Below are 26354 nucleotides of genomic sequence, written 5' to 3'. Positions count from 1 at the left end.
TCCTTGCCTGCGCAAGGATTTTTTTATTTTTACTTATGAAATTCTTTAAGATCAATATTGTAGCAATAATATGACAACTAGAATTTTTTAGAGCGCTAGTTGTTTATTAGCTTTGTAGAAATGAAACAGTTGATCATACTTATCTTGATTTTTCACTATTCTCTTACAGCGACTAGTGCAACTGTGTATTTTCATTTTTGCCACGGAGAGACACAATCTATCTCTCTGAATAAAGACGAGTCATCACATGCAGAATGTACATTATGCAAAAAAAACGACTCCTGCCATAAAAGTCCTATTTCGGAAGAGCATAAATCCACTGATGATAATAAATGTAAAAATGTTTCTGTCGATTTAAAAAACGTTGATGACAATCATTTTTCATCAGATAGTGCAAAGGTTTATCCAGTTATCAGTCCTGCTATTCTAGTATTAAACTGGATTATTATAAATCAAAACTACTTCGAAAACATTGCCAATTCCAAATGTGTTTTCGTGTCAAATAAACCGATGTCAGCATCTGATATCTCTCCTTATTTGATAAACTGTAACTTCAGAATCTGATTTTTAAATTTTTTAATAGGTCTTTAAAGACAACCAAGGTCACACTTTAGCTATAAAAGCTGAAGTATACTACTATTTCAAAATTTTAAAAAAATCATGAAACAATTATTAAAATACGCACTTATACCTTTATTTATTTTTCTTGCAAATACTTCGCTGAAAGCTACATCTAATATTGCTAAACAAGACAGTACGGTAACATTACATGTCGCTGGAAACTGCGGTATGTGTAAAAAACGTATTGAAAAAGCAGCCAATCTTCCGGGGGTGTCGAACGCCGTATGGAGTGAAGATACCCAGAAGCTGGCATTAACTTATAGTGCTAAAAAATCAACATTAGAAACGATTAAAAAAAGCATTGCGGCTGTCGGACATGATGTTGAGAATGTACGAGGAAACGATCAAGCATATGCCGAATTGCATGAATGCTGCTTATATCCTAGATTAGAAAAAGTTCAAGCTTCGCCATTAACAGTTAGTGCTACAACAAACAATAGTAGTGCTACAACAACCGTTTCTGTTGATAGCACAACCACTATGCATGTAGCAGGAAACTGTGCTCTATGTAAAAAAAGAATCGAAACTGCGGCAATTATTAATGGTGTTACATCAGCAATCTGGGATGTAAACACAAAAGAGCTGGTAGTAAAACATAATCATCAAAAAGCACCTTTAGAAGAAATAAAAAAAGGCATTGCTGCCGTTGGACACGATGTAGACAATGTACGTGCCGATGATCAAGTATATGAACAATTACATGAATGTTGTTTATATCCGAGAATGGAAAACGGTAAAATTACGGCTGTAAAAGCAAAGAAAGATGATCATCATGACCACAACCACATTCTAACGGGCGTAGTTGTTGAAGAAAATGAAAAAGGAGACCTCAATCCAATCACAGGTGTTAATATCCATTGGTTAGAAGATAAAAGCAAAAATGCAAGAACAAATGAAAATGGTGTTTTCAAATTACAGCATCATGGAAATTTTAAGAAGATCGTTGTGAGTTTTGCAGGTATGCAATCAGATACGATTACGATAAAAGACTTGCATGAAGTATTGATGATAAATGCAAAAAGCAATGTCTTATCTGAGGTGGTCGTAACAGGAAGCAGAAGATCAAACTTCATCAATCGAATGAATCCTGCGCGAGTAGAGGTATTAACAACTAAAGAACTATTTAAAGCAGCATGTTGTGATTTAAGTGAAAGTTTCGAAACAAATGCTTCTGTTGATGTCGTAAGTAATGATGCTGTAACAGGTTCTAAACAGATTCAAATGCTAGGATTAAGCGGTATATATACACAGCTTACTGTAGAAAACTTACCAGGCCCTAGGGGGTTAGCAGCTCCACTAGGTCTAAACTCGATATCTGGAAGCTGGATCGAATCTATTCAAATTGCAAAAGGTATTGGTTCCGTTGCAAATGGATATGAAAACATGGCTGGACAGATTAATGTTGAACTTAAAAAAACTCAAAATTCGGACAGACTTTACTTCAATGCCTATGCTAACAACATGGGAAGAACAGATGTAAACTTAAATTTGGCTCAAAAAATTAACAACAACTGGTCTACCTCTGTTCTATTACATGATAATTTCATGTATAATAAAACCATGAACTTCAGTGATAACGGTTTTCGTGATATCCCTGTTGGAAACCTCTTTTCGGGTGTAAATCGTTGGAACTATGAAAACGGAAAAGGCTTCATGGCACAGTTTGGAATAAAATATTTAAATGATGACCGTACAGGTGGTCAAACAGATTTTAACAAAAAAACAGATAAAGGAACAACTAACAGATATGGTTTAGGTTTTGATATTGAAAGAATCGAAGGTTTTGCTAAAATCGGATATGTATTTCCAGAAAACAGACACCGAAGTATAGGTCTACAACTAGCAGGTTCAAACTACAATCAAAAAAGCTATTTTGGTTTGAAGAATTATAATGGTGAACAGCAGAATGGATATGCCAATCTAATTTTTCAAGATGTACTCGGAACTGTAGCACACAAATACCGAGTAGGGGCTTCGGTTAATTATGATAACTATGATGAGCTATATTTGGATGTTCAAAATTTCAAAAGAAAAGAAACTGTCTCAGGTGCTTTTGTAGAATATACTTTTAGTCCGAATGAAAAGTTTGATGCCGTAGTCGGTTTAAGACAAGATTATAACTCACTATATGGTTGGTTTACTACACCTCGCTTAAATTTACGTTATGCACCTTTTACAGGCAATACAATGCGCTTAAGTGCTGGTAGAGGGCAAAGAACGGCTAACATTATTGCAGAAAATATGTCTGCACTAGCAAGTAGCCGTACATTAATTATAAAATCTCCAGACAATTTTAAAAATGCCTACGGATTAGATCCTGAAGTTTCTTGGAATACTGGCTTTACAATTGATCAAAGTTTCAGATTGTTCAACAGAGAAGCATCTGCATCAGTTGAGCTATTTAGAAATAGTTTTGAAAATCAGGTTGTGGTCGACTATGAAAACCCTAGAGAAATATCTTTTTATAACTTAACAGGTAAATCATATTCAAATAGCCTTCAGGCAGAATTACGCTTCAATCCTTTACCTCGGTTAGAAACAAGACTCGCATATCGTTTACTCGATGTTCAAACTGACTTTGAAAGTGGCAGAAAAAGTAAACCGCTACTGGCTAAACACAGAGGTTTTACCAATCTAGCTTATACATTACCTTCATCAGGATGGAGCTTTGACTATACCCTAAATATTGTAGGAGACAAAAGAATACCTTCCACAACACAAAACCCAGTTGAATATCAGGTAGCAACAAAATCAAATGCTTATGTGACGATGAACGCACAGGTAAGTAAAGATTTTGGAAAAAATAAAAATTTCACAATTTATGTCGGCGGTGAAAACCTAACAAATTATTTCCAACATAATCCAATTTTAGGGGCTGATGATCCATTTGGTTCTTACTTTGACACGTCTCTATTATGGGGACCACTAACGGGAAGAATGTTCTATACCGGTGTAAGATTTCATATCAACTAAAATAAAAAAGGGAACTAACGTTCCTTTTTTTATTTTAGTTTTTAATTCCTGATAAAGCCGAGCTGTCGGCAACCCCACTACATTCGTATATTCTCCTTTTATACTTTTAATCCCTATACGTCCTATCCATTCTTGTATACCATAAGAACCCGCTTTGTCATAAGGTTCATACCTATCGATGTAATACATAATTTCTTCATCACTTAATGGATAAAATTCGACTTCAGTTGATTCCGAAAAAGTAGTTATTTTACCCTTATTCAAAATGCAGACGGCAGTAATCACTTCATGAATATCTCCGGACATTATTTTCAATACTTGAAACGCTTCATCTCTACTTTTTGGTTTCCCCAATATATCCTGTGCTGAAGTAACAACAATCGTATCTGCTGTAATAACATATGCATCAATAAAATCATTTCCAAAAGCTTCTGCCTTCTTTTGTGCAATTGCACAAACTACATCTCGAGCATTTAATTTAGAGTCGACGACTTCATCCGTTTCGCGAACTATTATCTCAAAGTTCAAACCTAATTCCTTTAATAGTTGACTTCTTCTCGGAGATTGAGAACCCAATATTATATTTTTTTGTTTTAAATCGATCATACCTAATTACTTTTGACAGTGGTGTCAATCTGCCATTTTCCTTGTATTTTCATTACCTTTTCAATTACATCGCGAACGGCTCCGTCTCCACCAATTTTTGGAGAAATATAGTGGCAAATAGCTTTGATCTCTTCCACAGCATCAGCTGGACAAGCTGCTAAACCTGCAAGTTGCATGCATTCAAGATCTGGCATATCATCGCCCATATACAGAATGTCACCAAAAGTCAAGTCGTAACAAATCAAAATTTCTTTCAACTTTTCAATTTTATTAACAATTCCTGAATGAATTTCTTTAATCCCAAGCCCCGCAAGCCTTTTCACAACTCCTGTAGAATTGCCACCTGTAATAATGATGATTGGATAATCTCGTTTAACGGCTAGTTGCATGATATAACCATCCTTAATATTAAAAGTACGCATCTGATCTCCAGCTTCGTTAACAAGTACACGACCGTCCGTCAATACCCCATCCACATCCAATACAAAAGCTTTCACGCTTTTTAGATTATCAAAAATCATAGTTCTTTTTTTTCAAAAATAAGTAATATATAATTTGAAATGCTATAGATCAATCTTAAATTTTTCTTAATAAAAGACAAGTAATTATCACAATTAGACAAAAAATCATTTTAATGTCATAACAGTTGTTGCGCTAACAACTTTCTTTCAAAAACATTTGGTAGAAACAGCTATTTAGGTGTATCTTTGTAGAAGATAATTAAGGTTATCTATTACAAAAAAGTAATGTAGCATGTCATTAATAAATAGTTCAAATGACATTCATATAACATTAAATCAAATGTTTATCATTAATTTTGTAGTATCAAATCACCCTTAAAGATGGTGGTTTATTTAAAATGTCTTTTCATAATTTAGGTTTATAATTGGTTAGTAACAAACCCTGATGCCCATCATCAGGGTTTTGTTTTTTAAACAACTAGCAATCAAAAAAAAATAGCTGCAAACAGTTGTTAACAGCTATCAATTAGTATTCTAATTTCTTATTTAAGTGGTAGCGATTTAATATCAATCTTTGGTTTCTCACCAGTAACTTTTCTAGTGAACTTACTATCAGCAGGTACATAATTATTAAAAAAACCAAAATTTTTCAAATAAAATCCTTTATCATTGACACCTCCAGAGTAATCCATCCGATACCCCTTTCGTCCTGTGTTATCAACAGTAAATCGACCTTCCGTGCAAGGGTACCAATTTCCTTGATTATCAGCTACCCATTGATTAGAAAAGTGTACTTCTCTTTGATAAATGCCTTGTTCAGGACTAAAGTTTTCGAGGAATGAATGAAATCCCGTTAAATATTGACTCGTTTGCGGACGTTCAAATTCGGCGATAATTTGCCACTTTCCTACTTCTGGAGCATAAAACCATGCCGTATACGCAGTATAGTTATTCTCGACAGGTCTGCCTCGCAACAAAAATTTATAGGTATTTCCAGCTATCCAATTAAATTTCAAATAACTTTGCCCACCAGACCCCTCGTTTCCAAATTCACCAGTATGAACGCTGTTTCCTTTGGTCTTCAGTATGATTTTATGATCGTCAGGTATTTGTTTAGGATCATCTGTTGTGAAAGGACTCCACACAGAAAATAAAATACGACGTTCGGTGCTACTATTGACTTGCATGCCAAAATAACCTACATTAAATCCATTAGACATAAAATATGAACCCTCAACATCATTTCCTTTAGGAACAGTTACTTCATTATAATAATATTCAATTTGTTTATCTTTTGGCTGTTGATATCCCATATGCGTAGATGGACCACGTCTTCCCCAATAAAAAAAGTTGTCTTCATTATTTCGCACAAAATTCATATGACCTTCTGAAGCAGTCCCAGTCAAAACATACCCTGCTACAGTTGGATACAACGAAGCATCCGAGGTTGCTTTTAATTCCATCGAATAGTAACCCGTATCTGCAATTGTAAAATCAGCAATAGATATTGATCCTTTTTGATTTGGTTTGATATTTAACTTGGCACTTTTGTCTCCTAATGTAAAAATAAATTCACCACCCTCATTTGCTGCAGAGACTTGAATAGCAACATGTACTTGACCTGTCTTGCCAAAACGAACAAATGTTTTGACCGAACGGTTTTTATCTTTCCAATTCTCGATATTTCCAGTTTTCAAGATCGATTCTTTATGGTTGTTTTTTGGGTATTCCCAACTATTACCACCTATGGGTACAAAACTCTCTTTTTTTATATCAGTCGTCTGCCCATATACAAATGCTAAATTTAAAAAGAGAAATAGAGTTAATAACTTTTTCATTGATTTCATGTCTATAACAATTAATTATAGCATTAAATATACTGATAGGAATAAGAAAATAGAACTGTGAAAAACGCTCAGAAAAAAAACAACCGATTGCATTGTAACTGCAATCGGTTGTTAAATCGTATAAAAAAACTGTTACATCAGATTTTAATCCTTCTGATGACCTCTCGTATCATGACCTGGTTTGGAAATAGAAGTCCGCATATCTGTATCTGCCTGAATATTCTGCATCTTATAATAGTCCATCACGCCTAAATTTCCATTTCTAAAAGCTTCGGCCATCGCTAATGGCAACTGTGCTTCGGCCTCAATAACTTTCGCTCTTGCTTCTTGCGCCTTAGCACGCATCTCTTGTTCGTTTGCAACAGCCATAGCCCTGCGCTCTTCAGCTCTTGCATTAGCAACTTTTAAATCAGCTTCAGCTTGATCGGTTTGTAATTTAGCACCTACGTTTTCACCGATATCAATGTCTGCAATATCGATAGATAATATTTCAAAAGCTGTCCCACTATCTAGTCCTTTTGATAGAACAGTTTTTGAGATACGATCTGGGTTTTCGAGAACCTGTTTGTGGCTTTCCGAAGATCCGATTGTTGTGACAATCCCTTCACCAACGCGAGCTAAAATCGTTTCTTCACCTGCACCTCCAACCAATTGATTAATATTTGCCCGAACCGTAACCCTTGCTTTTGCTATTAATTGGATTCCGTCTTTTGCAACAGCAGCTACTGGAGGTGTATTAATTACTTGCGGATTAACCGATAATTGAACAGCGTCAAAAACATCTCGACCAGCCAAATCAATCGCTGTAGCAAGTTTAAAGTTTAAAGGAATATTAGCTTTATCTGCTGAGATTAAAGCTTTAATCACTTTATTAACATTTCCACCAGCCAAATAGTGAGTTTCAATTTCATTTGATGTAATATTTAAACCCGCTTTTGTTGAAGTGATCATTGCATTTGTCACCAAAGATGGTGGTACCTTACGCAACCTCATCAAGACCAAATTCAATAAACTTATTTTTACATTAGAAAGTTGAGCCGTAAACCAAAGATTGACAGGTAATAAATAAAGCAAAAGAAATAAGGCCACGACACAGCCTACAATCATTAAAGCAAAAGAAAAATTTGGATCCATTTGATTAGATTAATTAAATAGTAATTTTCTTAAAGATATTAAATAATGATCAAAAATATACTATAGTAGATCGAAAAGTGAAGATAAATAATCAAAAAGTAATAAGTTATAATACAGCAAGCATTCATATATACTGGAAAAATTAACAATAAAATCTACGATTACTTACTCATTTTTTTTACTACTTTTACTTATCATATATAATCATTTTAATTTGTGAGATTTCAATAAAGATTTTCTAAAAACCGCTAAATATTAAGCATATATAAGTATTCAAAAAAAGAATACTTGCAAAATAGCAAGTAAAAAAAACAAATAATAATTACCTCATCTCTAATATCAATTAGAGATCTATTTAATGCATTTTCAACATATTAATCGCTATACCAGAATGAAAAAGCTACGTTTTCAGCAACAACTTATCATTGGAATTATATTTTCATTTCTCATCATACTATCCGCATCACTTTTTCTTTTTGTTCAATTGGAAAAACACTCAACTTACGAAAGAGATGTTATTCAGAATGCTGAAGCCAAATTTGATCTGATCGATAAAGTCAAAAACAGTATTGCGAAAGTTAATCATGCAAAACTTGAATACCATACTGAAGAAAAAGAAAGTGCACTTATGCCCTATGTCAATGAAATCAACCTACCCTTAGAAGTTATAAAAAACTTAAGCAAAAAAGATACATATTTTATTTTTGACAGCAACAAATTAAATAACCTAAAAAACTCACTGCTAGAATTTTATGATTTCGACCGTGATATTGAACTCAGTAAAAAGAACAAGTATCATGTCTTAAATATTAACAATAAGCGATCAGATATTCAAAATCAAATATCTATAATTTCTAAAGAACTCATTGATAAAAGAAAAGAATTAATACAAAAGTCAACAGATCAATTAGAAAAGACCATGTTTATCACTTACTTTTTAATATTCGTTGGTCTTGCTATTATGGTCTATATTTTCATTGTTGTACTTAATGTCTTTAAGACATTAAAAAAGAGCATTGTAGATCAAAAAGAATCAAATGCTGCATTATTAAAACTTTCAACGGAAGTCGAACAGAATAATGCCATTTTAAACAACATTAATATATTAGACGAAGATTTAAGAGGTGATTTTAATGAAAAAGAGATTGCCACTATTGGTTTAAATAATATTTGTAAAACGACTAATGCATTAGCCGGTACAGTATATGTAAAAAAAGAAAATAGCACTAATTTCTATCTTTTAGCAAAAAAGGGTATTCCGGCAGAGACTAACATAAAAAATATAATCTTAGAAGGTGATGGCATATTGAGTGATGTCATGAAAGACAAAAAACTTCAGATAATTCGTGATGTCAATGCGGATAAATATCACGTTGCTTCTTCTTTGATCAATAAATTTGAAGCACACTTATATCTTATTCCTATTGTATATGAAAATGAATCCATCGGCATCATCGAGTTAATCTGTCAAATGGAAAGCAAAAAGGAAGAACAACTGATCGAATATCTAAATAGTGTAAGCAAAATACTTGCGATCAGTTTAACAGTTGCACAAGCACATACAAAAATGGCAGAGCTGTATGAAGAATTACAACAACAAACGGAAGAGCTCGAAGCACAGCAAGAGGAATTAAGAACAACAAATGAGGAACTTGGTTACAAAACCAACTTACTTGAAGCTTCAGAAGAGGAACTAAGAGTACAACAAGAAGAGTTAGTACAAACAAATAATGAATTGGATGAAAAAGCGAAATTACTCCAAGAACAAAATAATGAATTGGAGAAAGCTAAAGACAAAATCGCTCTAAAAATTCGCGAAGTAGAATTAGCTTCCAATTACAAGTCTGAATTTATGGCCAACATGAGCCACGAGCTCCGTACTCCGCTAAATAGTATCTTAATTTTGGCCAAATTATTACAAGATAATAAACAAGAAAATCTGACAACCGAACAGATTAAATATTCCAATGTGATTCACAATGCAGGAACAGATCTTTTGCATCTCATCAATGACCTCCTTGATTTAGCAAAAATTGAGTCTGGTAAAGTTGAGTTATCTCAAGAAAATATCGACACGAAAGATCTAATCGATTATATTGAAGTTTTTTTTAAAAATACAGCAGAAGATAAAAAGATAAATTTTAAAATAAAAACATCTTCCAATGTCCCTATTCACTTTTTCTCAGATGAATATCGAATACAACAAATTTTGAAAAACCTACTTTCTAATGCGTTCAAATTTACGCATGCAAACGGAGATGTAATCATGGAAATCGACTTGGATGGTGATGGCGGCCTGTCTTTCAAAGTGACAGATACAGGTATTGGTATCGCTGCAGACAAACAAAAATTAATTTTCGAAGCGTTTAAACAAGAAGATGGTTCTACAAGCCGCAAATATGGTGGTACGGGATTAGGTTTGTCAATTTGTAGAGAAACAGCAAAATTATTAGGAGGAAAAATTTCTTTAACAAGTAAAGTTGGAGCAGGTAGTTCTTTCACATTTACGTTGCCGTTAAATGAATCGACAACTATCGCAAAAATGAAAGAAATTGTGATTGAAGAACCGCGGGAAATAATAAAAACTTCCACTTCCCCAATAATTAGTAAAAATGAATCTACAATTCATAGTGATGAAAATTCAAATACATTACTCATTATTGAAGATGATCTCATATTCGCCGATATACTAAAAGACTATGCCGAAGCGCACCATTATGAGGTCATATTAGCACATGATGGTGAAGAAGGGCTAGAAAAAGCATTTTTTCTAAAACCAAAAGCGATCATTTTAGATATTATGCTACCCAAAATAGATGGGTGGAATGTACTTAAATCTTTAAAGGCCAATCCAAATACATCTGCCATTCCAGTACATATGATGTCTGCTGGTACATATTTGGCAAATGAACCTATTATCGCCGGAGCAATTGGCTTTATGGCTAAGCCAGTATCTGAAGAAACATTAGAAAAAACGTTTAAAAAAATTCAAGCAATGCTTGAAAACTCAGTAAAAAAAGTGTTATTAATTGAAGATCAACACATCCAAAGTGACTTTATAAAACATGGACTTAAAGAAGAAAAAATAATAGTTGATCAAGCTTACGACGCCAACAAAGCTCTTGAATTATTAGCAAATAAAGCGAATAAATATGACTGCATTATTTTAGATCTAAACTTACCAGATAAATCAGGTGTTGAATTACTGGATGAAATAAAATCAGATGAAACGTACAGAGAAACACCAATTATAATCAATACCGCGATGGAATTGACTTCTGAACAAACAGCCAGAATTTTGAAACATTCACAAGCTATGGTTCTTAAATCAGCCAAATCCAATGATCGACTCATCGATGAAGTTCGCTTATTCTTAAATAAAATAAATCAGGAACCAGAAGATAAGGGCCGTATTACAAATAAAATAAAAGATTTTAAGCTTGAAAAAACTTTAGAAAATAAAACTATTTTATTGGCAGACGATGATATGAGAAATATTTTTGCATTGACTAGTGCATTTGAAAGCTATAATATTCAAGTAGAAATTGCCAACAATGGACAAGAAGCATTAGATATCCTTAATGAAGATAATGCGATTGATCTGGTCCTTATGGACATTATGATGCCTGTAATGGATGGTTACGAAGCTATTGAACAAATTCGTAAAAATAGAAAATATATTGATTTACCAATTATTGCTATTACAGCCAAAGCGATGAAAGGTGATAAAGAAAAAGCAATCGAGGCTGGGGCTAATGACTATGTCAGTAAGCCAATAGATATTGATAAATTAATTTCATTAATCCGTGTTTGGGTTAGTTAAATAAATTAAATATGCTAAACTATACCGAATTAGACGAAATAATAGAAATCATTAAAAATTTTCATGGTTTGGATATATCTGGATATTCAAAAGCATCTTTAAAAAGACGAATAACTAGAATTATGGATCTTAATAAATTGGATCTTGTCGGTTTAAAATCAAATTTAATAAATCAAGAAGGTTTCCTGAATTACTTTATACCTGAAATGACTGTTAACGTCACAGAGATGTTCCGAGATCCAGAATTTTATATTGCTGTAAAAACGAAGCTCTTTCCGTACCTGGAGACTTATCCTCACATAAAAATTTGGAGTGCAGGATGTTCAACGGGCGAAGAAGTTTACTCATTAGCTATTTTATTAAAAGAATGCAATTTACTAAGCCGTTCCTTCATATATGGCACTGATATTAACCATCTCGTTATAGATAAAGCCAAACAAGGCATTTATAGTTTAACGAAGTTAAAAGAATATTCAGAAAACTTTATTAAAACAAAAGCTGAGCATTCATTATCAGAATATTATACGGCCATGTATGACGCAGCAACCATTCAAAATGATGTAAAGAAACACCTCTTATTTTCAATTCATAATCTGATTACAGATGGTATTTTCAATGAGTTTCAAGTCATTACTTGCCGCAACGTTTTAATATATTTTGATATCCAATTGCAAGAAAAAGTATTTGATCTATTTTATGACTCACTTTGCAAATTAGGATTTCTATGTTTGGGCTCAAAGGAATCATTGATTAACTATAAACGTGCGCATCTATTTAAATTAATTGATAAAAAAAACAATATTTATCAAAAAATAGCGTAATGAAAACATCATGAATAAAATATTCGTAATGGTCACATCGCTGATAAAAACAATTCAACCTGATGAAAAAGGGAAATAAAATATTGCTATTGGGGGGGTCTGCAGGAGGTTTTGGGGTGATCTTAAACTTATTAAAATCAATTCCTAAAAATTTCCCAATCCCAATAGTTGTAATTGTCCATCGAAATCCAAAATTTGAATCTAATTTTGAGTATGTTTTAAAAAATACATTTGCCATACAAATTAAATCCGCAGAGGACAAAGAAACAATTGAAGGGGGAAAAGTTTACTTTGCTCCTCCAGGCTATCATTTATTAATAGAACCAGATTTCAAACTCTCATTGGACAATTCTGAACCAGTTCAATTCTCAAGACCTTCCATAGATGTTACCATGGAATCGGCTTCTGAAGTTTATCAAGAAAACTGTATTGCAATCCTCTTTTCTGGAGCAAATCAAGATGGAGCAAAAGGATTATTAGCGATTAAAAATAATGGGGGAATAAGTATCGTACAGCATCCCGATTCTGCAGAAGTTGCAACAATGCCTCAAGCAGCAATAGACATAAATGCCCAGCATCATATTTATACGACTGAAGAAATTGTCAAGTACATTCATCAATTAAATTGATTAATAAATGAAAAACATAAACTTATTAATAGTTGATGATAAAATCGAAAATATCATTAGTTTAACAGCGCTTTTAAATGATATTGAAAATATCAATATTATAAGTAGCCAGGATCCTAATGAAGCTCTTCGCTTATGTTATAAGCAAAATATTGACATTGCTTTGGTAGATGTACAGATGCCTGAAATCAACGGTTTTGAATTTGTATCCCTCATAAAACATAACCCTAAGACCAGTCACATTATTGCGATTATGGTCACAGCTATCTCTAAAGAGGAAAAGTACCTCATTCAAGGATTAAATAGTGGTGCTGTAGATTATTTATATAAACCACTAAGCCCAGAAATAACAATTGCTAAGGTAAAATCTTTCGTGCAGCAGGTACAGACTCAAAATGAAATCAAAGAAAAAAATAATGCCTTAGAAAAGTCTAAAGAAGAATTAATACGGGCAAAAGAAGAAGCTGAATTAGCTCGAAAATCTAAAGAAACATTTCTAGCCAATATGAGCCACGAAATACGCACTCCTATCAATGGGGTAATGGGTATCGCACAAATGCTCAAAAACTCCCCCCTATCTATAGAACAACAAGATTGGGTCAACAAATTAAACAGTGCGTCACTGAATTTACTTAATATCGTTAATGATATTTTAGATCTGTCAAAATTTGATTCGGGTATGATGAAACTCGAACTCGAACCGACCTCAGTACATGATATTACAGACGATTTAAAAAATCTATTTGTACACAAAGCAATACATAAAGGATTAAATTTCTCTATCAAAATAGATGATAAAATCGATAGTTTCTTCTTAGCGGATCCTCTGAGACTTAAACAAATTCTTACGAATTTTATATCAAACAGTTTCAAGTTCACTGCCCATGGTCGTATTGATCTATGCATTAATCTTATTGATAGCAATACATCCAAATTATATCTACAGTTTATCGTCATTGATACAGGTATAGGGATACCAGAGCAATCATTGGAAAAAATATTTTTTGCCTTTGAACAGGGAGAAGACGGTATAACCAAAAAATTTGGTGGAACAGGACTAGGATTAGCCATTGTAAAAAAGCTCGCTACATTACTTGGAGGAAAAGTCATAGCTTCGAGCGAATATGGAAAAGGTAGCACATTTACTTTTGAATGTTGGTTCGATCGAACAACAGCGGTCAAAAAAACGAAACCCGAAAAGATATTATATTCAGAATTAAGCAGTTTTGACAATTTAAAAATTTTAGTTGCAGAAGATAATGAACTAAACAGTTTCATGTTAGCCAATATTCTAAGAACTTGGAATTGTCAGATTGAAACGGCAAGTAATGGGAAAATAGCATTAGAAAAAGTGGAAGAGAAAACATTCGATATTATTTTCATGGATTCTCATATGCCTATTATGAGTGGTTTTGAAACGATTAGAAGGATACGAGAGCATAGTAATCCTGATATCGCTAATATTCTCATTATATCAATTTCAGCATCCGTATTAGAAGCAGAACAACAAGAAGCGCTTGAGGCAGGAGCAAACAAAGTGATCGGAAAACCATTTGATCCAAACCATCTACATGCCATGATTGAAAAATTATTACGCAAAAGAAACAATTAAAAGCAATATTTTGCCTATTTTTAGTAAAAAATATAATAACATAATGAAAAAATTATTTGTTTTACCAGCCATTGCTTTAGCAATATCTTTTGCTTCTTGCGGAGGCAATTCAACAACAAAAGAAAACAGTGCAACAACTGAGCAAACGCCTGCAGATGCCACAGTAGCAGAAACGATCCCTGGAATTGAAAATGTTGAACTTTCTAACACACTAGCATTAGAAGGAAATGATGCAATGAAATTTGACAAAAATTTATTCCGCGTTAAAGCAGGAGAACCTGTAGAATTAACATTTAAAAATGTAGGATCAATGCCTAAAGAATCGATGGGGCATAATGTCGTTATCTTAAAACCAGGAACTGATCTAGCTACATTTGGTGGTGAAGCTGCTGGAGCAAAAGCGGATGAATATGTACCAAAATCGGCTCTTTCCTCTGTAATTGCACACACAAAATTATTAGGACCTGGTGAAACAGACAAAATTACTTTTACATTGGAAAAAGGAAATTATGATTTCATCTGTAGCTTCCCTGGACACTATGGTGTAATGCAAGGAAAAATTGTTGCAGAATAATCAATAAGAAATATGACTTTAAAGGCATTCCTAAAACAAGGGGTGCCTTTTTTATGACCTTACATTTTTAATGAAATTAACAACAGGTCTTTATTTCAAATTTATACATGATTTTAACAAAAATAGGTTTCCTATAAAGTTAATTATAACTAAATTTGCTGAAACATTTAAAACGTAATCGATGCAATACGACGTAATAGTAATTGGAAGTGGACCAGGCGGATATGTAGCAGCAATCCGTTGTGCACAATTAGGGTTAAAAACTGCTGTCATTGAGAAGTATAGCACTTTTGGAGGAACTTGTTTAAATGTAGGCTGTATCCCTTCAAAAGCTTTGTTAGATTCATCAGAACATTACCACAATGCTGCACATTCCTTCGAAGCACATGGTATCAGCTTAAGTAATTTAAAGGTTGATATGAAAAAAATGATTGCTCGCAAAGATGATGTTATCAACCAAAATACCGCAGGTATTACATATCTTTTTAAAAAGAACAAAGTTGAAAGCTTTCAAGGAATTGGTTCATTTGTAGATAAAAACACCATTAAAATCACAAAAGAAGACGGTACTTCTGAGCAAATCACAGGTAAAAATGTAATTATTGCAACAGGTTCAAAACCGACCTCTTTACCATTCTTACCAGTAGATAAAAAGAGAATTATTACTTCTACAGAAGCGTTAAATTTGACAGAGATCCCTAAGCACTTAATCGTTATTGGAGGTGGTGTAATTGGGCTTGAATTAGGTTCTGTTTACGCTCGTCTAGGTTCTAAAGTTTCCGTTGTGGAATTTGCAAAGTCGATCATCGGTACAATGGATGGTGGCTTAGGCAAAGAATTACAACGTGTTTTGAAAAAATCTGTAGGAATGGAATTCTATACTGGTCACAAAGTAACAGGTGCTACTGCAAAAGGTAAAACAGTTACCGTTACAGCTGAGAATCCAAAAGGAGAAATCATTTCTTTAGAAGGTGATTATTGTATTGTAGCCGTTGGACGTACAGCATATACTGAAAACCTAGGTTTAGAAAACATAGGTATTACGGTTGAAGAAAGAGGTAAAAAAATTACTGTAAATGATCATTTAGAAACAATTGTTCCAGGTGTTTATGCAATTGGAGATGTTGTAAAAGGTGCTATGCTTGCACACAAAGCAGAAGACGAAGGTATCTTCGTAGCAGAACGCATTGTAGGTCAAAAACCACATATCGACTATAATTTAATCCCTGGTGTTGTTTACACTTGGCCTGAAGTTGCCTCAGTTGGTAAAACTGAAGAGCAATTAAAAGAAGCGGGTGTTAAATACAAAACTGGTTCATTCTCATTTAAAGCTTCTGGTCGTGCCAAAGCTTCAATGGATACAGATGGTTTTGTAAAAATATTAGCCGATGCCGAAACTGATGAAGTTATTGGAGTACATATGATTGGTCCAAGAGCTGCAGACATGATAGCAGAAGCAGTAGTCGCTATGGAATACCGCGCATCAGCAGAAGATATAGGCCGCATATGCCACGCACATCCGACCTACACTGAAGCAATAAAAGAAGCTGCTTTAGCGGCAACCGCAAATAGAGCAATTCACGCTTAAAAAATATAAAAGGGGGAAATTAACATTTTCCCCTTTTTTAAGTTCTTACATCGCTTAAAAAAACACATGAACTTCTATACAAGAAAATGGGTAAAACCAGAAGATTTAAATCCTAATGGTTCGCTATTTGGAGGAACACTGCTGAGATGGATCGACGAAGAAGCTGTTATTTATGCTATCGTACAACTTTCAAATTCATATGTAGTCACAAAATACATCTCTGAAATCAATTTTGTAAGCTCCGCACAACAAGGTGATATCATAGAACTAGGAATAGAAGCAATTAATTTTGGAACAACATCGATCACTATGCGTTGTGAGGTCCGAAATAAAATTACACGAAAAACGATACTCTCCATTGACAAATTAGTATTCGTCAATCTCAATAAGGAGGGAGTACCGACCCCACACGGACGGACAGAAATTACTTATGCTTACGTAGGTATTGATAAAATAAAAAAGGATGACAGTTAAATCATCCTTTTTTTATGATTTATTTCTTTTGACCTGTTATTATCTTTTTCACATCCAGCTCCACCCAAAAACCTACTATGGGGATCAGGGAAGCTAATAAATAAACCAATGGACGTCTCCAATTCCATTTATACTCCACGGTACACATAATCAACATAATGACAAAAATAACCACAAAAAATCCATGAATTGAACCAGCGATCTTTACCGCTTCAGGAGTTTCAAAAAAGTATTTCAGTGGCATAGCCAAAAAAAACAAACAAATAGTTGAAATCGCTTCCCAAAGTGCAATTTGTCTAAAAATACGGAGCATAAAAACTTGATTTAAAAATGTCTAATCTCAAAAATAGAATTATTTAATGAGATGAATATTTTATAATTAATGGTTTGACCCTCCTTTGACATAATTAAAATTTTTATCGCATTTGTTTATTAGAATCTGCCAATTTAATGTCGATGTAATTTATAACATTCAGAAAAAATGCGTACTTTTGAAACAAGCTTTGCTATTTTGAATATCTTGAAATTCAAAATAGATTGAGCATTCAACTACACAATAATTATTTTATGAATTACGACATCATTGTAATTGGTAGTGGTCCTGGTGGATATGTTGCTGCCATTAGAGCCTCACAATTAGGTTTCAAAACTGCTATCATCGAGCGCGAATCTTTAGGAGGTATTTGTCTAAATTGGGGCTGTATACCAACTAAAGCTCTATTAAAAAGTGCACAAGTTTTTGAATATTTAAATCATGCTGCTGAATATGGTATCAATGTACAAGGCGGTGAGCCTGACTTTGATGCAATTATTAAAAGAAGTCGTGGCGTAGCTGATGGAATGAGCAAAGGTATTCAATTCTTAATGAAGAAGAATAAAATTGACGTCATCAATGGTACTGCAAAGATCAAAAAAGGTGGTAAAATCGATGTAAAAGCTGCAGATGGTTCATCAAAAGAATACACAGCCAAACACACGATTTTAGCGACTGGAGCACGTTCACGTGAATTACCTAACCTGCCTCAGGATGGTAAAAAAATTATCGGATATAGACAAGCACTAGTTCTTCCAAAACAACCAAAATCTCTTGTTATCGTTGGCTCTGGAGCTATCGGAATCGAATTTGCATATTTCTATAATGCCATTGGCACGAAAGTAACAGTTGTAGAATTCATGGACAGAATTGTTCCAGTTGAAGATGAAGAAATATCAAAGCAATTAGAAAAAAGCTTAAAGAAACAAGGCATTAACATTTTAACTTCATCCGAAGTACAGTCTGTTGATACATCAGGTACTTTAAGCAAAGTAAATATCAAGTCTGCAAAAGGTATGGAAGTGATCGAAGCTGAAGTAGTCCTATCAGCAGTAGGTATCATGCCAAATATTGAAAATTTAGGTCTTGAAGAAGTTGGAGTAAATACAGATCGTGGTCGCGTTGTGGTTGACGATTATTATAAAACAAACATTGATGGTGTCTATGCTATCGGTGATATTGTAAAAGGACAAGCGTTGGCGCACGTAGCATCAGCAGAAGGAATTTTATGTATAGAAGCGATCAAAGGTCTTCATGTAGAACCAATCGATTATAACAACATCCCAGGATGTACTTACTGTTCTCCTGAAATTGCCTCTGTAGGCTATACAGAGAAAGCAGCAAAAGAAGCTGGTTACGATATTAAAGTTGGTAAATTCCCTTTCTCAGCCTCTGGCAAAGCGTCAGCTTCTGGAGCGAAAGATGGTTTTGTAAAAGTTATATTTGATGCAAAATACGGTGAATTCTTAGGAGCCCATATGATTGGTGCAAATGTTACTGAAATGATTGCCGAAATTGTGGTAGCAAGAAAATTAGAAACAACTGGTCATGAAATGATTAAAGCGATCCATCCTCACCCTACAATGAGTGAAGCGATCATGGAAGCTTGTGCTGATGCTTATGATGAAGTGATTCATTTATAACATCAACACGATTAATATAAAATAGAAAGAGCTTATCATATGATAAGCTCTTTCTATTTTATATTAAAAAAAGAAGGATTACATAATCAATCTTGATTTGAAAACAATCTGTTGTGGAGCCAAGTCTGCATTATTTATTTTCTCAAATAAAATCTCTGCAGCCTTTTTGGCTTGATTTCCTGGAAATTGTTCGATACAACCCATTGGAGGATTTTCCATATATTTCCATAAAGGATAATTAGCATAGCTAATAAAATGAATATCATGATTTAAAACCAGTCCCCTGTTTCGAGCTGCCTTCATAACATCCAAAGTCACAAAATCATTGAAAGAAACAACAGCAGTTGGCCTTTCCGGTAGAGCATACAGTTTTTCCATAGCTGCCTCATTCCCTTCAGTAGTCAGATCTGTATTTACTATATATTTTTCATCATAATCCAAACCATTACGCTTTAATGCAGACAAGAAAGAATTTTTGCGCTCTTCACTTGCAGGAAGCAATTGGGGGCCATTGATAAGTGCTATTTTAACATGACCTCGAGCAACAAAAGCATCAATTGCCTCATTCATACCAGTTGCAAGATCACTCTCCACTTTATTGATTTTAGGAATATCAGGAACGCAGTCAAAAAATACAATAGGAGTTCCAGAGTTTTCTAATTTCTCTAGAAACTCTAAGTTTGTTGTATTCTTTCCTACTGACATCAAAACCCCGTCAACACGATGACTCTTAAATGTTTTCAATATCCTTTCTTCCCTTTCAGCATCATCCAATGATTGGCCCATGATTACGGTATACTTACGATCATTAGACACATTTTCAATTTCACTAATTGCAGAAGAAAAGAATGGTTCAGAAAGGCTTGGTAATAAAACACCGATCGTAAACGTTTTTCGTTGCTTAAAAAATATAGCCGTTTGATTTGGCTCGTAATTCAATTCCTCAGCCACTTTTTTCACACGCATGGTCGTCACTAACCCAATACTTGGATGATCATTCAATGCTCGAGATACAGTAGATGGCGAAATTTTTAGCTTCTTAGCTATTTCTTTGATTGTGGTTGGTTTATCCCCTTGCATACTCATAGTCGAATCTCACTAAATTTACATTCCGATAAATATAACATTTTTTAGCATATTTTTAGAATAAGAGTTTTATTTAAGAAAAAACAGATTTAAATGCAAATTATAAACAATTGACTATCAATAGCTAAATCGAAAAACTACCGATCAATATGTACAAATTCACTTTTAGCTATTTGAAGTTCTTCAGCGATAAAATCCAAGGGTTCCAGATTACGAAACTGCAACTCATCGACAAAATATACCCTTAATTTAGAAGCCAATGCACCCCATTCAATATGCTTTATTTTATTCAATTGCATTAACGGATTACCTTTTGTCAAAATACAAATCTGTTTACCATCAGTAACAATAGCGTTCAACAATTCTATGATACCTTCCTTCATCAATAATTTAACTGGTAGTACCGCGTTGACAAATAGTCGCTCAAAATGCTCTTTATACTTCAGATCAAAGTGAAAATTATCTGCCGCATGCTCAAAAATTAGCTCTTCACCCTGATGCTCCAAATGATCTTTAAAGAAAGAAACCAAATCAGCTTGAGGCGGAAAAGTCTCCGTAAACTCCAAAAAGTTAGCAAAGAGATAATACACCTGTAATACATAATCTCGCTTTGGATAAATAACGTCATCCAATTCAAAAATAAAAACTTTTTTATCTGAAGGAAAGTCCTGATATTTTAACATAAAAATTAATCTTTTGCCACAGCACACAGAGCGAAATCATCGCCCGAGTCAGAAATAATAAACAAACCGTCCATGGATGAATCAACCGTTTCAAAATCATTAAGTAAAGATTTACCAGCAATTAATAAAACCAAAGACAATTCTTTGCTCGGATTCTCAATTACAAAGTAGTCTTGCAATACATCATGCGAGGGTACAATTACTTTAATATCATATTCTTCAAATAAAACTTTAGCCTCAGATAAAGGTTCAAATTCATAACTCCCCAAAGGCAAAACGTAATCAATATGTTGGTCTAAACTTATTTTTAGTACTTCATGCGCATATGTCGGCATTAGCCCAGCTGGAATTTTAAAATATTTTCCAGAATTTAATAACAGCGATGGAATTTCTTCCGAACTCGCAAAAAAAACATCAAATTCATGCTCTAATAGCTTAGCAATACGCTGTCCTAACGCTCTAGTACCAAAGGTTATCAGTATTCTTTTCTTCATCAGAATAATTATTTAATTAATGAGTGTTAGCTATGTAGATATTATTGAGCCCGTTTCACTCGATTTTAAAAACGTTGAAGCTATCATAAACACGAGATACCACGTAAAAGTATGCCAACAGTATTCATGATGCTCAACATATATTATAATGCAATCACATTCCCGTCGCGCATATGAATGGTGCGATCAGAGATACGAGCCAACTCCTCATTATGAGTAACGATAACAAAAGTTTGTTGAAATTTATCTCTAAGATCAAAAAACAATTGATGTAGTGCCGTAGCATTTTCCGAATCCAAATTACCAGAAGGTTCATCAGCAAGGATAATAAATGGATTATTAATCAGCGCACGCGCAACCGACACCCGCTGTTGTTCTCCTCCGGACATATGTGTAGGTTTATGGCTGGCACGATGTGCTACACCAAGCAAATCCAATATCTCCAGGGCACGAATCTCTGCCTCTTTACGTCCTACACCTTTGATAAAAGCAGGTATACATACATTCTCTAATGCCGTAAATTCAGGCAGTAAATGATGAAACTGAAACACAAAACCGATGTGTTCATTGCGAAATGCACTGAGTTTTTTTGCGCTCAAACCACTAATATTAGTCCCATTAATATACAATTCACCTTTATCAGCCAAATCCAAAGTCCCGATAATGTGAAGAAGCGTACTTTTTCCAGCCCCAGAGGCGCCAACAATACTCACGATTTCACCTTTTGCAACTTCGATATCCACACCTTTTAAAATAGGCAAAGGACCATATGATTTGAAAATACTTTTGGCTTGTAACATCATATGACAAAGTTAAATATTTTTTACGAACAAACCCTTTGAATAAATCAAGACCTTTTAACTCCATATCCGCCAATTAGTATATAATAAAAGTCAATTTAAGCTAAATTTATGCTCCAGAACTTGACCATTCACTTAAAAAATAATACTTTTACAACACAAACATTTTTGCAATGAACATTCACGAATATCAAGGAAAAGAAATACTTAAAAGTTTTGGCGTAAGAGTACAAGAAGGTATTGTTGCTGAAACTCCAGAGCAAGCTGTAGAAGCTGCTAAAAAATTGAAAGAAGAATACAATTCGGACTGGGTTGTAATCAAGGCTCAAATTCATGCTGGTGGTCGCGGTAAAGGTGGTGGCGTTAAATTAGCTAAAAACCTAGAAGAAGTATCACAACGTGCTACAGATATCATCGGTATGCAATTAGTAACTCCTCAAACTGGTGCTGAAGGTAAAAAAGTAAATAAAGTATTAGTTGCTCAAGATGTTTACTATCCTGGTGAAAGTGAAACTAAAGAATTTTATGTATCTGTGTTATTAGACCGTACAAAAGGTCGTAATATCATTATGTATTCTACAGAAGGTGGAATGGATATTGAAGAAGTAGCAGAGAAAACTCCAAATTTAATCTTCAAAGAAGAAATCGACCCTAAAGTTGGTTTACAAGGTTTCCAAGCACGTAAAATTGCTTTCAACTTAGGTTTAACAGGTGCTGCACACAAAGAAATGGTGAAGTTCGTTGCTGCTTTATACAAAGCATACGATTCAACAGATTCTTCGATGTTCGAAATCAACCCTGTATTAAAAACATCTGACGATAAAATCTTAGCTGTAGATGCGAAAGTAGATTTAGATGAAAACGCATTATACCGTCACCCAGATTATGCAGCATTACGCGATGTAACTGAAGAAGATCCTACAGAAGTCGAAGCTGGTAAATCTAACTTAAACTACGTAAAACTTGATGGTAACGTAGGTTGTATGGTAAATGGTGCCGGTCTTGCAATGGCAACCATGGACATCATCAAAATTGCTGGTGGTGAGCCTGCAAATTTCTTAGATGTAGGTGGTACTGCAAATGCTGAAACTGTAAAAGCTGGTTTTAATATTATTTTATCAGATCCAAATGTAAAAGCAATCTTAATTAACATTTTCGGTGGTATCGTTCGTTGTGACCGTGTAGCACAAGGTGTAATTGATGCTTACAATGAAATCGGTAATATCCCTGTACCAATTATCGTACGTCTTCAAGGTACTAATGCTGCTGAAGCAAAAAAACTAATTGATGATTCAGGCTTACAAGTTTATTCTGCAATTCAATTACATGAAGCTGCTGAATTAGTAACAAAAGTATTAAAAGGTTAATTTCCCTTTAAAAACAATATCAAAAGCCTCTGGAAATTTTCAGAGGCTTTTTTAATTGAATAAATACATACAATTTCTAAATAAATCACTGATTTTTATAAATTATACGCTATTTTTGAATCTCGTATAAAAAAATAAGATCCTGATCTAATATTTAGACCTTATTTGAAATGCTACAATAAAAATGGAACATACTCGTATAAAAGAATTATTAAATGCCACTGATTTTGGGCATGAAGTTATTGTTAAAGGTTGGGTTAAAACTTTCCGTAACAATCAATTTATAGCAATTAATGATGGATCTTCCGTTCACAATATCCAAGCAGTAGTTGATTTTGAAAACACACCAGAAGCTTTGTTAAAAAGAATCACAACTGGTGCTGCATTACGTGTAAAGGGAAATTTAGTTGAATCACAAGGTAAAGGTCAAAAAGTTGAGATCAAAGTAAACGAATTGACGATTTTAGGTGATTCAGATGCAGAAAAATATCCTTTACAACCCAAAAAGCACAGTTTAGAGTTTTTACGTGAAATCGCTCATTTACGTTTTCGCACAACAACTTTTAATGCCGTATTTAAAGTTCGTAACGCCTTGGCATTTGCAGTACACAAGTTTTTCAATGATAAAGATTTTGTATATATGCATACTCCAATTATCACAGGATCTGATGCCGAAGGTGCAGGAGAAATGTTCCGTGTAACAGCACTAGATCTCAATAATCTTCCACGTACAGAAAGTGGTGACATTGACTTTAAAGAAGATTTTTTCGGCAAATCAACAAACTTAACAGTTTCTGGACAATTAGAAGGTGAACTAGCTGCAATGGCATTTGGCAACATCTATACATTTGGACCAACATTTCGTGCTGAAAATTCAAATACGACACGTCACTTAGCAGAATTCTGGATGATTGAACCAGAGATGGCGTTTTACGAATTAGAAGATAACATGGATCTTGCAGAAGATTTGCTCAAATATGTGATCAAATATGCACTGGATACATGCCCCGAAGAAATTGAATTCTTAAAAACACGTTTATTAGAAGAAGAAAAAAATAAACCTGCTGCAGAAAGAGCAGAGCTAAATCTAATCGACAAATTAACATTTGTACTCAACAATGATTTCGAACGTGTAACCTATACAGAAGCCATTGATATATTAAAACGTAGCAAACCAAATCAAAAGAAGCAATTCAAATACTTAATTGACGAATGGGGAGCTGATTTACAATCCGAGCACGAACGTTATTTAGTTGAAAAACACTATAAAAAACCAGTCATACTCATTGATTATCCAGCGGAGATCAAATCATTTTATATGAAGCAAAATGATATTGATGCCAACGGGCACAAAACAGTACGTGCTATGGATATACTTTTCCCTGGTATCGGTGAGATGGTAGGCGGATCCCAACGCGAAGAAAATCTGGACAAGTTATTAACCAGAATGGCTGAAGTTAATATCCCAGCAGAAGAAATGGAATGGTTTTTAGATACACGTCGTTATGGTTCGGCACCTCACTCAGGATTTGGATTAGGATTTGAGCGTTTAGTATTATTCGTAACAGGTATGACCAACATTAGAGATGTCATCCCATTTCCGCGCACGCCAAACAACGCAGAATTTTAATCAATAGCAAACACATAAAAAGCGGTCAAAACCCATTCAGTTTTGGCCGCTTTTCTTTTATCTACAAATAATTTGTAATTTAGCAATATATCAAAATCTTATGTTAGTCCGAATATACCATAATAATCCAAATGAGAAATCAATACAACAAGTAGTTGATATTCTAAAAAAAGGTGGAGTTATCATCTACCCCACCGATACGGTTTACGGCATCGGATGCGACATTACGAATCAGAAAGCTATTGAAAAAGTTTGTGAGATTCGAGGGTTAAAAGCAGACAAGGCCAATCTATCCTTTATTTGCTATGACCTGACAGATATATCACTATATACCAAACCTTTCGATACAACAGTCTTTAGGGTATTAAAAAAAGCTCTACCTGGACCATTCACTTTTATATTCAATGCCAGTAGCCAAGTTCCAAAATTATTAAGTTCAAAAAAGAAAACTGTAGGTATCCGGGTTCCTGATAATAATATCGTACGTGAAATAGTTCGTGTACTGGGCAACCCCATTGTCACAGCCTCCATTCGTGATGAAGACGACATTTTAGAATATTCGACAGATCCTGAACTCATTCACGAAAAATATGAAAACTTGGTCGATTTAGTTATTGATGGCGGTTACGGTGATAATGTTGCCTCAACAGTTGTAGATCTGACAGAAGGTGAATTTGAAATCATCAGAGCTGGTAAAGGAAATTTAGAGGAATATCTATAAGATATTCCTATTCTCCACCTGTTCTTTTAAAGCCACATTAAAAGACTTAAAATCATTGTAGGTTACACCATAGATCATCTTTCGAAAAAAATAAATCAACACTCACGAAAAGTATTCTCCTTGAGTCAAGACTGTTTCATGATCAGATTTTTTCTCGAGTATAAAATAATGTTCACCATCAAACAATCCTGGTACAATAAGACTACCCTTCCAACGAAGTTCCTTCAAAGGAGTAATGTTTAGAAACAGAGGATTCATAGTCATACTGGACCCCTTAGACTGTTCTAATCTAACCTTAGATCTTTGTCCAACACTTGGAATAGAAAAAAACTGCTTTATTGTAGGACTCCAGTCCGGATATTTATTAAAATCAGACAATACGATCCAAACCGATTCGATTGAAGCTTTAATAGTGATTGAATTTTCGATATGTGCTTTCATATACCAAAACTAG

23 protein-coding genes are annotated in these 26354 nt (G+C 34.1%); 13 read left to right on the top strand and 10 right to left on the bottom strand.

From position 1 onward, the window contains the following. The first annotated feature begins 120 nt into the window (after positions 1–120). Positions 121–564, top strand: coding sequence for an HYC_CC_PP family protein (locus AC06G9_RS03090; RefSeq protein ID WP_480957503.1), 444 nt, complete (start codon positions 121–123; stop codon positions 562–564). A gap of 96 nt (positions 565–660) precedes the next feature. Beyond that, complete coding sequence (locus tag AC06G9_RS03085; protein WP_480957502.1) at positions 661–3594, top strand: TonB-dependent receptor domain-containing protein; 2934 nt, start codon at positions 661–663, stop codon at positions 3592–3594. Here AC06G9_RS03085 and AC06G9_RS03080 read toward each other — a convergent pair. The 4 genes from AC06G9_RS03080 to floA form a co-directional block, all read right to left on the bottom strand. Then, positions 3547–4200, bottom strand: a complete 654-nt coding sequence (locus AC06G9_RS03080) for a Maf family protein (protein ID WP_480957501.1) — start codon at positions 4198–4200, stop codon at positions 3547–3549. The two genes, AC06G9_RS03085 and AC06G9_RS03080, sit on opposite strands and share 48 nt — an antisense overlap. 2 nt (positions 4201–4202) lie before the next feature. After that, positions 4203–4721 (bottom strand): KdsC family phosphatase, encoded by a 519-nt coding sequence (locus AC06G9_RS03075; protein WP_480957500.1) that lies wholly within the window; start codon positions 4719–4721, stop codon positions 4203–4205. Between the two features lie 482 nt (positions 4722–5203). Next, entirely contained in the window at positions 5204–6499 is a 1296-nt protein-coding gene (locus tag AC06G9_RS03070; RefSeq protein WP_480957499.1) for a DUF3472 domain-containing protein, read from the bottom strand. A gap of 153 nt (positions 6500–6652) precedes the next feature. Then, on the bottom strand, positions 6653–7642 hold the full coding sequence (gene floA / locus AC06G9_RS03065; RefSeq protein WP_045753594.1) for a flotillin-like protein FloA: 990 nt from the start codon (positions 7640–7642) through the stop codon (positions 6653–6655). Between the two features lie 391 nt (positions 7643–8033). Here floA and AC06G9_RS03060 point away from each other — a divergent pair, with 391 nt between their 5' ends. The 7 genes from AC06G9_RS03060 (at position 8034) to AC06G9_RS03030 (ending at position 17163) form a co-directional block, all read left to right on the top strand. Continuing rightward, on the top strand, positions 8034–11465 hold the full coding sequence (locus AC06G9_RS03060) for a response regulator (RefSeq protein ID WP_248754793.1): 3432 nt from the start codon (positions 8034–8036) through the stop codon (positions 11463–11465). 11 nt (positions 11466–11476) lie between these two features. Next, on the top strand, positions 11477–12286 hold the full coding sequence (locus AC06G9_RS03055; RefSeq protein WP_480957498.1) for a CheR family methyltransferase: 810 nt from the start codon (positions 11477–11479) through the stop codon (positions 12284–12286). A gap of 62 nt (positions 12287–12348) precedes the next feature. After that, the gene (locus tag AC06G9_RS03050) at positions 12349–12915 is read left to right on the top strand and encodes a chemotaxis protein CheB (RefSeq protein ID WP_293926294.1); all 567 of its coding nucleotides are present in this window, start codon (positions 12349–12351) and stop codon (positions 12913–12915) included. A 7-nt stretch (positions 12916–12922) separates the two neighbouring features. After that, positions 12923–14527: a response regulator gene (locus tag AC06G9_RS03045; RefSeq protein WP_094771778.1), complete on the top strand. Its 1605-nt coding sequence runs from the start codon at positions 12923–12925 to the stop codon at positions 14525–14527. Next, entirely contained in the window at positions 14496–15101 is a 606-nt protein-coding gene (locus tag AC06G9_RS03040) for a plastocyanin/azurin family copper-binding protein (protein ID WP_281047618.1), read from the top strand. Before AC06G9_RS03045 ends, AC06G9_RS03040 begins: the two co-directional genes overlap by 32 nt. A 181-nt stretch (positions 15102–15282) precedes the next feature. Next, positions 15283–16689, top strand: coding sequence for a dihydrolipoyl dehydrogenase (lpdA, locus tag AC06G9_RS03035; RefSeq protein WP_045753589.1), 1407 nt, complete (start codon positions 15283–15285; stop codon positions 16687–16689). Positions 16690–16755: 66 nt separating this feature from the next. Then, positions 16756–17163 (top strand): acyl-CoA thioesterase, encoded by a 408-nt coding sequence (locus AC06G9_RS03030; RefSeq protein ID WP_045753588.1) that lies wholly within the window; start codon positions 16756–16758, stop codon positions 17161–17163. A gap of 19 nt (positions 17164–17182) precedes the next feature. On the opposite strand, the gene AC06G9_RS03025 is transcribed toward AC06G9_RS03030, so the two are convergent. After that, entirely contained in the window at positions 17183–17476 is a 294-nt protein-coding gene (locus AC06G9_RS03025; protein WP_045753587.1) for a DUF3817 domain-containing protein, read from the bottom strand. Positions 17477–17730: 254 nt separating this feature from the next. Here AC06G9_RS03025 and lpdA (AC06G9_RS03020) point away from each other — a divergent pair, with 254 nt between their 5' ends. Continuing rightward, positions 17731–19119: a dihydrolipoyl dehydrogenase gene (gene lpdA, locus AC06G9_RS03020; RefSeq protein ID WP_045753586.1), complete on the top strand. Its 1389-nt coding sequence runs from the start codon at positions 17731–17733 to the stop codon at positions 19117–19119. Positions 19120–19197: 78 nt separating this feature from the next. Here the strand turns inward: lpdA (AC06G9_RS03020) and AC06G9_RS03015 are convergent, their stop codons facing one another. The 4 genes from AC06G9_RS03015 to AC06G9_RS03000 form a co-directional block, all read right to left on the bottom strand. Further along, positions 19198–20205, bottom strand: a complete 1008-nt coding sequence (locus AC06G9_RS03015) for a LacI family DNA-binding transcriptional regulator (protein ID WP_094771777.1) — start codon at positions 20203–20205, stop codon at positions 19198–19200. Positions 20206–20342: 137 nt separating this feature from the next. Further along, a complete protein-coding gene (locus tag AC06G9_RS03010) occupies positions 20343–20888 on the bottom strand; it encodes an HAD family hydrolase (protein ID WP_045752527.1) in 546 nt (181 codons plus the stop codon). Between the two features lie 5 nt (positions 20889–20893). Beyond that, positions 20894–21382: an ATP-grasp domain-containing protein gene (locus AC06G9_RS03005; protein WP_293926276.1), complete on the bottom strand. Its 489-nt coding sequence runs from the start codon at positions 21380–21382 to the stop codon at positions 20894–20896. Positions 21383–21525: 143 nt separating this feature from the next. After that, positions 21526–22182 carry an ABC transporter ATP-binding protein gene (locus AC06G9_RS03000; RefSeq protein ID WP_480958171.1) on the bottom strand — a complete coding sequence of 219 codons (657 nt, stop codon included), beginning with the start codon at positions 22180–22182 and terminating at the stop codon, positions 21526–21528. Positions 22183–22355: 173 nt separating this feature from the next. Here AC06G9_RS03000 and sucC point away from each other — a divergent pair, with 173 nt between their 5' ends. The 3 genes from sucC (at position 22356) to AC06G9_RS02985 (ending at position 25900) form a co-directional block, all read left to right on the top strand. Further along, positions 22356–23549, top strand: a complete 1194-nt coding sequence (sucC, locus tag AC06G9_RS02995) for an ADP-forming succinate--CoA ligase subunit beta (RefSeq protein WP_045752524.1) — start codon at positions 22356–22358, stop codon at positions 23547–23549. 184 nt (positions 23550–23733) lie between these two features. Then, positions 23734–25179: an asparagine--tRNA ligase gene (asnS, locus tag AC06G9_RS02990; RefSeq protein ID WP_045752523.1), complete on the top strand. Its 1446-nt coding sequence runs from the start codon at positions 23734–23736 to the stop codon at positions 25177–25179. Between the two features lie 100 nt (positions 25180–25279). Then, positions 25280–25900 carry an L-threonylcarbamoyladenylate synthase gene (locus AC06G9_RS02985; RefSeq protein WP_480957497.1) on the top strand — a complete coding sequence of 207 codons (621 nt, stop codon included), beginning with the start codon at positions 25280–25282 and terminating at the stop codon, positions 25898–25900. A 102-nt stretch (positions 25901–26002) separates the two neighbouring features. On the opposite strand, the gene AC06G9_RS02980 is transcribed toward AC06G9_RS02985, so the two are convergent. Next, positions 26003–26341 carry an SRPBCC family protein gene (locus tag AC06G9_RS02980; protein WP_480957496.1) on the bottom strand — a complete coding sequence of 113 codons (339 nt, stop codon included), beginning with the start codon at positions 26339–26341 and terminating at the stop codon, positions 26003–26005. Positions 26342–26354: the final 13 nt, after the last annotated feature.

This window comes from Sphingobacterium sp. MAE, assembly GCF_056711605.1.
The sequence above is the reverse complement of the archived record's forward strand: the minus strand, read 5'-3'. Positions and strand labels throughout refer to the sequence as shown.